12 protein-coding genes are annotated in these 10050 nt (G+C 74.7%); 4 read left to right on the forward strand and 8 right to left on the reverse strand.

The window, feature by feature from the left end; all coding sequences use genetic code 11:
* Positions 1–1269 (reverse strand): DEAD/DEAH box helicase (locus R7226_RS29830; protein WP_318601127.1); only part of this gene is annotated, 1269 nt, incomplete at its 3' end.
* A gap of 193 nt (positions 1270–1462) precedes the next feature.
* On the reverse strand, positions 1463–2056 hold the full coding sequence (locus R7226_RS29835) for a hypothetical protein (RefSeq protein ID WP_318601128.1): 594 nt from the start codon (positions 2054–2056) through the stop codon (positions 1463–1465).
* A 191-nt stretch (positions 2057–2247) separates the two neighbouring features.
* On the opposite strand from R7226_RS29835, the gene R7226_RS29840 reads away from it, so the two are divergent.
* Positions 2248–2835, forward strand: a complete 588-nt coding sequence (locus tag R7226_RS29840) for a PadR family transcriptional regulator (RefSeq protein ID WP_318601129.1) — start codon at positions 2248–2250, stop codon at positions 2833–2835.
* A 94-nt stretch (positions 2836–2929) separates the two neighbouring features.
* On the opposite strand, the gene R7226_RS29845 is transcribed toward R7226_RS29840, so the two are convergent.
* From R7226_RS29845 to R7226_RS29870, 6 genes are all read right to left on the reverse strand, one after another.
* On the reverse strand, positions 2930–4009 hold the full coding sequence (locus R7226_RS29845) for a GGDEF domain-containing protein (protein ID WP_318601130.1): 1080 nt from the start codon (positions 4007–4009) through the stop codon (positions 2930–2932).
* A 13-nt stretch (positions 4010–4022) separates the two neighbouring features.
* Positions 4023–5267 (reverse strand): sensor domain-containing phosphodiesterase, encoded by a 1245-nt coding sequence (locus R7226_RS29850; protein ID WP_318601131.1) that lies wholly within the window; start codon positions 5265–5267, stop codon positions 4023–4025.
* Between the two features lie 100 nt (positions 5268–5367).
* Positions 5368–6063 (reverse strand): peptide-methionine (S)-S-oxide reductase MsrA, encoded by a 696-nt coding sequence (msrA, locus tag R7226_RS29855; protein WP_318601133.1) that lies wholly within the window; start codon positions 6061–6063, stop codon positions 5368–5370.
* A gap of 39 nt (positions 6064–6102) precedes the next feature.
* The gene (locus tag R7226_RS29860; protein WP_318601134.1) at positions 6103–6924 is read right to left on the reverse strand and encodes a metal ABC transporter permease; all 822 of its coding nucleotides are present in this window, start codon (positions 6922–6924) and stop codon (positions 6103–6105) included.
* A 15-nt stretch (positions 6925–6939) separates the two neighbouring features.
* On the reverse strand, positions 6940–7734 hold the full coding sequence (locus R7226_RS29865) for a metal ABC transporter ATP-binding protein (RefSeq protein WP_318601136.1): 795 nt from the start codon (positions 7732–7734) through the stop codon (positions 6940–6942).
* A complete protein-coding gene (locus R7226_RS29870; protein WP_318601138.1) occupies positions 7731–8594 on the reverse strand; it encodes a metal ABC transporter permease in 864 nt (287 codons plus the stop codon). Before R7226_RS29870 ends, R7226_RS29865 begins: the two co-directional genes overlap by 4 nt.
* Before the next feature lie 60 nt (positions 8595–8654).
* Between R7226_RS29870 and R7226_RS29875 the strand changes: the two genes are divergently transcribed.
* From R7226_RS29875 to R7226_RS29885, 3 genes are all read left to right on the forward strand, one after another.
* Positions 8655–9134, forward strand: a complete 480-nt coding sequence (locus R7226_RS29875) for a Fur family transcriptional regulator (protein ID WP_318601140.1) — start codon at positions 8655–8657, stop codon at positions 9132–9134.
* A gap of 120 nt (positions 9135–9254) precedes the next feature.
* Entirely contained in the window at positions 9255–9626 is a 372-nt protein-coding gene (locus R7226_RS29880) for a hypothetical protein (RefSeq protein WP_318601142.1), read from the forward strand.
* On the forward strand, positions 9623–10050 hold a 428-nt coding region (locus R7226_RS29885), incomplete at its 3' end, for an FAD:protein FMN transferase (RefSeq protein ID WP_318601143.1). The genes R7226_RS29880 and R7226_RS29885, both read left to right, overlap by 4 nt.

Raw genomic sequence — 10050 nt, forward strand, 5'->3', positions numbered from 1 at the left:
CGAGGAGGCGCCGCCGCCCTGCTGGCCGCCGCCCTGCGCACCGCCGCCCGCGCCGCCGCGACCGCGCCGGCGCCGGTTGCGGTTGCGACCGCCGCCGGCGGCGTTGCTGCCGTTGCCCTGACGCTGCTGCTGACGCTGCGGCGCGACGTCGACGGAGAAGCCGGTCTCGGCGAACTCGCGCTGCAGGCCGAGCTCGACGGCGAGCTTGCCCATGTCCTTCGCCTGGTCGGCCATCACGAAGGTGATGCCGACGCCGGTCGCGCCGGCGCGGCCGGTGCGGCCGATGCGGTGGACGTAGCCCTCGCGGTCCTCGGGCGCGTCGAAGTTGATCACGTGGCTGACGCCGTTGACGTCGATGCCGCGGGCGGCGACGTCGGTCGCGACGAGCACGTCGACCTCGCCGCGCTCGAAACGTGCGAGCGCGCGCTCGCGCTGGCCCTGCGTCTTGTCGCCGTGCATCGCGACCGACTCGACGTTCTGTGCTCTGAGGCGCTTGACGAGACGGTCGGCGCCGCGCTTCGTTCTGACGAAGACGAGCGTCAGGCCGCGGTCGTGGTGACGCAGCTCCTTCACGAGGTGGTCGAGCTTGTGCTCGTGCACGACCGGCAGGAAGCGGTGGTCGATGTCGGCCACTCTCTCCGGCGCCGGCGCCAGCTCGTGGCGTCTGGCCTCGTAGGTGTACTCGCTCGCGATCCGGTCGACCTCGCCCTTCAGCGTGGCCGAGAAGAGCATCGTCTGGCGATCGTCCTCGTTGGTCGCGCGGACGATCCGGTCGACGGCCGGGCGGAAGCCCATGTCGAGCATGCGGTCGGCCTCGTCGAGCACGAGCAGCTTCACGTTCGCGAGCGTGAACGCTCTGCGCGCGAGCAGGTCCTCGAGCCGGCCGGGGGTCGCGACGAGGATGTGCGATCTGGCGGCGTTGCGAGCCTGTCTCTCGAGGCCGACGCCGCCGTAGACGGCGGTGATCGAGAGCGCGCGGGCGTGCGCCAGCTCGCGGATCTCCTCGACGATCTGCGTCGCCAGCTCCCGCGTGGGGGCGAGCACGAGCGCCGACGGGCGCTTGTCGGTCGCCTCGATGCAGTCGACGAGCGGCACGCCGAACGCGAGCGTCTTGCCGCTGCCGGTCGGCGACTGGATCAGGACGTCGTGACCCTCGAGCACGTCGGGGACGACGAGCTGCTGGATCGGGAAGGCGGTGTCGATGCCGCGCTTGGAGAGCGCGTTGACGACCGCAGTCGAGCTGCCGAGATCGGCAAAGGACGTGGACATTCTGTTGGTGCTCCTTCTCGCGGCGGGGAGGAAATCCGTCCCGGCACACGGACGATTCGGGAGATTCCTTGACCCGAATCGCGCTCCAAGCGCACCTCGAAGACCAGAACCTCACGAGCGGCAAGGCGCCGCTCGTGTCACTGACGGTAGCAGCGCGACGGGCGAAGAGCCCGCGACGGCCGCTGTGAGGCCGCTACGGAGCGGCCTGGAAGGTGACGCGTCTGCCGCCGTCGGCGATGCAGGTGACGCTCGTCTTGGTGCCGGCGAGCGAGCCGCTGCAGGCGAAGCCGGCGGCCGCCACGTCGGCGTCGGGACCGGACTCGCCGATCGCGTCGATCCAGGCGCTGGCAACGCCGCTCGCCTCGGAGCAGTCGGCGCCCTCGGCCTGCACGCCGGTGATGAAGCCGCCGGCGACGTTGCCGCAGGAGGAGGACGCGGGAGCGGCGGTGCCGCCGCCGTCCTCGCCGGGCGCGGCGCCGCCGGGATCGTCGGCCGGGGGCGCGGTCGCGCCGCCGGTGTCCTCCGGCGTCGTCTGCGCGGGCGTCGTCGCGGGCGGTTGGGTGGCCGTCGTCTGCGGCTGCGTCGTCGGAGGCGGGGTCGTGGTCGTCGGCGCCGGCGTCGTCTCCGTCGGCATCGTCACCGTCGCGGCCTGCGTCGGCGTCGTGCGCGGCTGCGTCACGGTCGCGTCGACCTGCTCGGGCTCGTCGGAGCCGCCGCACGCGGCGAGGCCGACGGAGAGGGCGAGCAGGACGGGCACTGCGAAGCGGGGGAACGTGAGTCGTGGCATCGGGGGACTGTAGCGAGCGCCCCAGCCGCCTCCGCGCCCGGCGCCCCGGCCCCGGCGCCGTGCCACGTCCACCCTCGTGGACACCTTGTCCAGCCTGCTGGACGACCGCTGGCAGGCGTCGTGACCTTGAGGTACGCTCGCGTTTCACGGGGCGAGCAATTTAGGGGTGGCCGGACAGTGCGAGGCACGGCATGTCAGTGAAATACGCGGTCCTCGGACTGCTGGTGCAACGGCGCGGTTATGGCTACGACCTCGTGCAGCGCTTCGAGGAGCAGGTCGGCCCCGCCTGGCAGCTCAACGCCGGCGCGATCTACGTCGCGCTCGACAAGCTCGAGCAGGAGGGGCTGGTGCGCCCGGTCCCCGGCGACGACGAGGCCGTCGCGCCGACGCGGCGGCGGACCGTGCGCGGGGCGCCGCGCGTCGTCTACGAGCCGACCGAGCGCGGTCTGGGACGGTTCGACGAGTGGATGGCGGCGACGTCGTCGCTGGCACCGCTGCGCGAGGAGCTGCACCTGAAGCTGGCGCTGTCGCGCCCCGCCGACCTGCCGCGCCTGATCGAGCTGACGCATGAGCAGGAGCGCGTCTGCGTCGAGCGACTGGAGGAGCACGAGGGCGGGCGCGACGTCGAGGCGCTCGTCGCGGACGCGCCATCGTGGCCGGCGGTCGCGGCGGCGATGGTGCGCGACGCCGAGGTCGAGCACCTGCACGCGACGATCCGCTGGCTGCGGCGGGTGCGCGAGGCGATGCGGCTGACGCAGGAGCAGGTCGCGCCGGTCTGAGCGGCGACCCGCGCGCGCGACAAGCGTGCGCCGGCGCCGGCGCCGCCGGGCGGAGCGCGTTCAGGCGGACGGGTGCGGCGCGCGCGTCGCGCGCTCAGGCCGACGGGTGCGGAGTGCGCGTCGCCGCGCTGCGCGTGCGGCGTCTGCGGCCGCCCGCCCTGCGTGCCCGCTTGCGCTCCATCAGGCGACGGTCCGCGACGCGGAAGAGGTGATCGGCCGTCACCGCGTCGTCGGGCACCGTCGCCCACGCGATCGTGACCGCGACCGCGCCGACCTCCGGCACCAGCGGGGCGGCGGCGATCGCCGCGTGCAGCGCGGCCGCGAGCCGCTCGGCGCCGACGGCGCCCGCGCCCGGCGCGACGACGGCGAACTCGTCGCCGCCGATCCGCGCGAGGCAGTCGACGCCGCGCACCTCCGGCTCGCAGGCGACGGCGACCGCCTGCAGCACCGCGTCGCCGACGGGATGGCCGTACGTGTCGTTGACCGCCTTGAAGTCGTCGAAGTCGATCAGCAGCAGCGCGGCCGAGCGGCCGTGCTGGTCCCGCTGCTCGACGGCGTCGGCGAGCGCGCTGTCGAAGGCGCGCCGGTTCGCCAGCCCCGTCAGCGCGTCGCGTTCTGCCATCGCGCGCTGGCGCTGCTCGGCGCTGACCAGGCGCCGCTTCAGCAGCCGCATGATCGCGTAGGTGGCGCCGAGCGCGACCGAGAACAGCAGCACGCGCGCCGGGTAGCCGTCGTCGACCGCGTGGCCGTCGTAGAGCAGCGGCGAGGCGTAGGTGGCGACGAACAGCGCCAGCAGCGGCCAGGCCAGCCGCGGCGGGTAGAAGTAGGCGACGTGCAGGCCGGTGAACAGCAGGATCGGCTGCAGGTAGCTGCGCGCGCCGCCGGTCGCCCACAGCGCGACGCCGACGACGCCGATCAGCAGCGCCGTCGTCAGCCCGCGCAGCTCGAGGCAGGTCCCGGGCTTCGGGAAGCGCAGGCTCAGCAATAGCGCGCCCCACGCGAACGAGGCGACCGTCAACGCGATCAGCCAGCCGAGATGGGCGTGCGAGGTGCCCGGCAGCGCGAGCGCGACCGCCCCGCCGATCCCCGCCGCGAACCACATCAGCCCGGAGGTGAAGTTCATCAGCACGCCCTCGTCGCGAGGGTCGTCGGCGAGCCGCCGGGCGATGTTCACGACCGCCCGCATCTCAGCCCAGCCGAGCCGCCAGCGAGCGCGCGGCCGCGACGACGAGCGCGCGGTCATGGGTCATCACGAAGCGGAAGCGGCGGTCGCCCTCTTCCTCCTGCTCTCGGCCGACGAGCGCGGCCGCGTAGCCAGGGCTGAGCACGACGACGCTCCACTCGCGCCGCAGCTCGTCGTCGGGGGCGACGCCGGCGCCGACCACACCGACCGCCGGCTGCGCGCCGATCCCGGCGCCGACGACGGCGACGAGCGTCGCGTTGGCCGCGAGCAGCCGGTAACGCCTGCGCACGCGGCCGCTGAAGCTGCTCGCGTCCTGGAAGCCGGCGAGCACGATCGCGCCGCCGCCGATCCCCTCCGCGAGCGTCTCCAGATGCCGGCTCATCGCGCCCATCGTCGCCGCGTCGCAGTCGCGCGGCTCGCGAGCGGCGGTGACCAGCTCATACGGGGTGCCGGTCAGCGCGATCCCGCGCGGCTCGTGCGAGAGCCCGCCGGCGGCGCCGGGCGCGGCCTCGCTCGGCAGCGCGCCGGGGCGCCCCCACAGCCAGCCCTGGCCGAGCGTCGCGCCGATCCCGCGTGCCTGCTCCAGCTGCCGCTCGGTCTCGATGCCCTCCGCGACGATCGCCGCGCCGGTGCGCTCCTGCTCGGCCCAGACGGCCGAGGCGACGTCGGCGAGCGCCGGCGTCTGCGTCCCGTTGGCGCGCGCCGCACGCAGGTCGAGCTTGATCGCGTCGGGCGCGACCAGCGGCAGCACCGCGAGCGAGTCGCGATCGGCGCCGACGTCGTCGAGCACGACCGTCCAGCCGCGGTCGCGGCAGGCGTCGGCGGCGCGGACCAGCTCGCGCGGGCGGGCGCGCAGCGCCCCGGCGGGCAGCTCGACGGCGACCGACAGCGACTGCTCGGCCCGCAGCCACAGCTCCGGCGCGCGGCCGTCGCCATCGGCACTGGGACCGACCGCCTCCGGCTCCATGTTCACGAACAACGTCGTCGAGCGGTCGAGGCCGGCGTCGAGCGCCCCGGAGACCGCCGCGAGGCGGCATTCCCAGTCGACCTGGTTGAGCAGTCCGGCGCGGCGTGCGGCCGACAGCAGCTTGTCCGGACGCTCCAGCTCGCCGCCCTGCGGGCCGCGTGCGAGCGCCTCGTATCCGACGACTCCGCCGCTGGCCAGCTCGATCACCGGCTGGTAGACGGCGCTGACGAGGCCCTGGGCGCTGAGGCCGGCCGCGTCCCCCTCGATCTCCGATATGCGCATTTGCCTGCGCTATCGGCCGCGAGGGGGTGCGACCTTAGCCGCGCACGCGCTTCCGCTTCGAACGGTGTTAGGTATCTGACCCGCGCGGGGTCAGCGTCCGTCAGGCCGCGGCGAGCCCGATCGGGCAGGAGACGCCGGTGCCGCCGAGCCCGCAGTAGCCGTTCGGGTTCTTGTCGAGGTACTGCTGGTGATAGTCCTCGGCGTAGTAGAACGTTCTCTCCGGGGCGATCTCGGTCGTGATCTCGTGCTTCGCATTGCGAGTTCCACCGAGGATTCCGTGCTCCCCTCCGTTGGGGGAACTCGCGTTGAGCGCAGCCTCATAGACCTCGCGGGAGGCGAGCGCCTGCTCGGCCTGCGCGTCGCTGGTCGTGTAGATCGCCGAGCGGTACTGGGTGCCGACGTCGTTGCCCTGGCGCATGCCCTGGGTCGGGTCGTGGTTCTCCCAGAACAGCTTCAGCAGCTGCTCGTAGCTCGTTCTCGCCGGGTCGAAGACGACCAGCACGGCCTCGGTGTGGCCGGTCTGCGCCGAGCAGACCTCCTCGTAGGTCGGGTTCTGCGTGAAGCCCCCGGCGTAGCCGACGGCCGTCGTGTAGACGCCCGGCGCCTGCCAGAAGACGCGCTCGGCGCCCCAGAAGCAGCCGAGGCCGAAGATCGCGCGCTCGTACCCCTCCGGGAAGGGCGGCGTGAGCGGGTTGCCGAGCACCGTGTGCCGCGGCGGGACGGGAATCGCCTGCTCGCGCCCGGCCAGCGCGCGCTCGGCGTCCACCATGTCGGTCTTTCGAGTCAGGAATCGCATGTACTCAATGTAGCCGTGCGCGTAAGGGTGATCGTGCGCTCAGGCACGCGCCGTCGCCGCGAGCGCGCCGAGCCGCGCGAGCAGGTACGCGGCGACCATCAGACCGGCGACCGAGGCGCCGGCCGCGACCTTCGCGTAGTAGGAGAGGTAGAGCCCCGCGATCCCCGCCGCGACGGCGATCGCGACCGCCGCCACCATCATCGGCAGCAGCCGCCGGCAGAGCAGCCGCGCCGCCGCCGCGGGCGCCACCAGCACCGCCACGACGAGCAGGTTGCCGAGCCCCTGGACGGCGACCAGCACCGCGACCGCCAGCAGCGTCAGCAGGACCGCGTCGGCGACCAGCGGCGAGGCGCCGACGGCGCGCGCGCTGGAGCGGTCGAAGCCGACCGCCAGCAGCCGCCAGTGCATCAGCCGCAGCGCGACCAGCAGCGCCGCCGCGAGCGCAGCGCCCGCGATCAGGTCGCCCTCGGTCGTGCCGAGGATGTCGCCGAACAGCAGCCCCTGGATTCCCGGCGGCACGTCGGGGCTGAGCGCCAGCAGCACGCCGAGCCCGAACAGCGTCGTGACGACGACCGCGACCGAGTTGTCGCGCCCGACGCCCGGGATCCGCCCGGCGAGCGCGACCGCCAGCGCCGCGACGAGGATCCCGACCGCGCCGCCGAGCAGCAGCGGCACGCCTGCGAGCGCCGCGAGGACGAGGCCGGGGAACATCCCGTGCGCGAGTGACTCGGCCCCGTACGACAGCTCCGACAGCACGATCCAGCAGCCGAGCGCGCCGCCGACGGCGCCGAGGATCAGGATCTCCAGCAGCGCGCGCTGCATGATGCCGGCGGAGAAGGGCTCGGTGAGGGCGTCGAGCACGGGGCGCGCTTCAGCTCAATGGTCGTGGTCGTGGTGGTGCGGCGGGAGGATCGCCAGCCGCTCGCCGCCGTCCTGCGGCAGCGTCACGATCGAGCCGCCGTAGGTCGCCGCCAGCACTTCCAGCGTGAGCGTGCTCGCCGGCGGGCCGAACGCGACCTGCCGGCGGTTCAGGCAGAGGACCTGGTCCCAGGCGCGCGCCTGGTCGACGTCGTGCGTGGCGATCAGCACGCCGCGCCCCTCCGCCGCCAGCTCGTCGAGCAGCTGCTCCAGCCGCTGCGCGCTGACGTTGTCGAGTCCGGTGAAGGGCTCGTCGAGCAGCACGATGCGGGCGTCCTGCACGAGCGCGCGAGCGACCAGCACGCGCTGGCGCTGCCCGCCTGAGAGCTCGCCGAAGGAGCGCTCGGCGAGTGCGTCGAGACCGACCCGTCTGAGCGCGGCGTGCGCGGCGGCGCGCTCGGCGCGGCCGGGGCGCTTCCACCAGGGGCGGCCGGCGATCGTGCCCATCAGCGCGACGTCGAGCGCGCTGACGGGGAAGTCGAGCCGCGAGCGCTCGGTCTGCGGGACGGTGCCGGCGCGGACGGCGAGTCTCAGTTCTCCCGCGAGCGGTCTCAGCTCGTTCAGGAGAGCGCGGAAGAGCGTCGTCTTGCCGCCGCCGTTGGGGCCGAGCACGCCGATCCGCTCGCCGGCGTGCAGCGCGAAGGAGACGCCGGTCAGGACCGGCGCGGCGCTGTAGCCGACGGCGAGGTCGGCGGCGGTGACGAGGGCGCTGTCGGCGCCGGACGGCGCGATCGGCGGGCTCGCGTCGCTCATGCGGCGCCTCCCGGCTGCGCGGTTGCGGCCAGTCGCCGCGCGCGCAGGTGGGTGAGCGTCGCCGTCCCGGCGCGGCCGAGCGCGACGAGCGCGAAGCCGCCGCCGGCGATCACGGCGATCGTCGCGCCGGGCGGCGCGTTGGTCTCGAACGACAGCCACAGGCCGGCCGTCCCCTCGGCCGCCGCGAGCGCGACCGTCGCCAGCTGCCACGGCAGCAGCCGCCGCGTCAGCAGCCGCGTCGTCGCCGCCGGCACGACCAGCAGCGCCGTCGCCAGCAGCGCGCCGACCGCCGACAGCGTCGCGACCGCCGCGAGCGCGATCAGCACCAGCAGCACGAGGTCGGCCGCCGGTGAGCGGACGCCGAGCGAGCGCGCCGCGCCGGGGTCGAAGCCGGCCGTCAGCCAGCGCTGGCCGAGCACGAAGGTCGCCAGCAGCGCGAGCGCGGCGACGAGCGCCGCGAGGCGGATGTCGTCGGCGCCGATCGCCAGCAGCGAGCCGAACAGCAGCGTCTCGACGTTCGCGCCGGACTCGAACACGTCGGAGGCGAGCACGACGCCGATCGCCAGCGCGGCGACCAGCACGAGCGCCGTCAACGCGTCGTGGCCGCCGTCGGCGCGCGCCGCCAGCCGCCCGACCGTCAGCGCGAAGATCAGCGCGACGCCGAACGCTCCGAGCGCGGCGCTGAAGCCGAGGCCGTCGGCGAGCACGAGGCCGGGGAAGGCGGCCGCGGCGACGCCGTGCGAGTAGAAGGCGAGGCCGCGCAGCACGATCCACGTGCCGAGCGTGCCGGCGGCGATCGACAGCACCAGCAGCTCGACGAGCGCTCTCTGCATGAACGGGTAGTCGAACGCCTCGAACACGGCCGCCGAGTCTAGATGAGATCGAGTCCCACGGCCCGCTGGCACGCTACGATCGAGGGGATGTCCGAACCGCATTCGCACACCGCGCACGCGCACGCGCATTCCTCAGCCGATTGGCAGGAGCACACGCTGCGCACGCTCACGGAGGCGGGGCACCGCAAGGGCGGCGCGCGCAACGCGGTCGTCGAGCTGCTCGCCGAGCAGGACTGCGCGCTGACCGCGCAGGAGATCGACGACAGGCTGCGCGACGGCGGCCGCGCCGTCGGCCGCGCGAGCGTCTACCGCATCCTCGAGCTGCTGACGGAGCTGAGACTGGTGCAGCGGATCGACGTCGGCCAGGGGATCGCGCGCTACGAGCGCCACCAGCCCGACGGCGACCACCACCATCACCTCGTCTGCGACAACTGCGGCACGATCGAGCCGTTCGAGGACCCGTCGCTGGAGCAGGCGATCGAGCAGGTCTCCAGACGCCTCAGCTTCGCCGTCGACGAGCACGACGTCGTGCTGCACGGCGCCTGCAGCGACTGCCGCGAGGGCTGAGGCGGCCGGCGCCTCGCGGGGCGGCGGGCGCGGGCGGGCGCCCGTGCGAGGCGCGCGCCTCTCAGGCAACTCTTACGCGCGGCATAGGGGACGCTCGCAGTCGCGGCGCACGCTGGTCCCATGCCAGCGAACGATCCCTCCCCCACCGACCGCACCTCGCTGCGCGACGCCGGCCTGCGCCGCGCCCGCCACGCGCGCCGCTGGCTCGCCGGCGGCGCGGTCGTGCTGACCGGCGCCTTCGCCGGGCTCGCCGCGGCGGGCACGCACGATGGCGCGACGACCTCGACGGCCGCGTCGGCGACGGGCGCGAGTGGCGCGGCCGGCTCGAGCACGAGCGGCTCCTCGATCGGCGCCAGCGGGAGCGACTCGGCCGATGCGGGCGCGAGCGGCTCCAGCGCGACGCAGTCGTCCGACGGCGCGACGCTGCAGGCGCCGTCGAGCGCGCCGCAGGCGTCGAGCGCCGCCCCGCAGGCGTCGTCGGGGGCCTCATGACCACGCTCGCGACGGCGACCTGGCGCGCGCTCGGCACGACCGCGAAGGTGGTCGTCACCGACCCCGCCGCGCTGCCCGCCGCCCGCCGCGTCGTGGAGCGCGAGCTGGCCGCGTTCGAGCTGGCCTGCAGCCGCTTCCGCGACGACTCGGAGCTGAGCGCGGTCAACGCCGCCGGGGGCGCGGCCGTCGAGGTCTCGCGCACCTTCGCCCACGCGGTCGCCGTCGCGCTGCGCGTCGCGCGCGCGACCGACGGACTGGTCGACCCGACGCTGGGCGCGGCACTGCGCCACGCCGGCTACGACCGCGACTTCGACCTGCTGGCCGCGCGTGCGGACCCGGCCAGCGCAGCGGCCGGCGCGGGCAGCGAGCGCCCGCGCCGGCCGCGTTCTGTGGCAGGGGGCGACGCGGCCGCCCCGCCCCTGCG

The sequence above is a fragment of the Conexibacter stalactiti genome (genome assembly GCF_033542075.1).
In the GTDB taxonomy this organism is placed as follows: Bacteria; Actinomycetota; Thermoleophilia; order Solirubrobacterales; family Solirubrobacteraceae; genus Conexibacter; species Conexibacter stalactiti.

Excerpts from the sequence above, each read along its gene's own strand:
- R7226_RS29835 (WP_318601128.1), bottom strand. The coding sequence starts at position 2,056 with ATGCCACGACTCACGTTCCCCCGCTTCGCAGTGCCCGTCCTGCTCGCC.
- R7226_RS29840 (WP_318601129.1), top strand. The coding sequence starts at position 2,248 with ATGTCAGTGAAATACGCGGTCCTCGGACTGCTGGTGCAACGGCGCGGT.
- R7226_RS29850 (WP_318601131.1), bottom strand. The coding sequence starts at position 5,267 with ATGCGCATATCGGAGATCGAGGGGGACGCGGCCGGCCTCAGCGCCCAG.
- msrA (WP_318601133.1), bottom strand. The coding sequence starts at position 6,063 with ATGCGATTCCTGACTCGAAAGACCGACATGGTGGACGCCGAGCGCGCG.
- R7226_RS29865 (WP_318601136.1), bottom strand. The coding sequence starts at position 7,734 with ATGAGCGACGCGAGCCCGCCGATCGCGCCGTCCGGCGCCGACAGCGCC.
- R7226_RS29875 (WP_318601140.1), top strand. The coding sequence starts at position 8,655 with ATGTCCGAACCGCATTCGCACACCGCGCACGCGCACGCGCATTCCTCA.
- R7226_RS29880 (WP_318601142.1), top strand. The coding sequence starts at position 9,255 with ATGCCAGCGAACGATCCCTCCCCCACCGACCGCACCTCGCTGCGCGAC.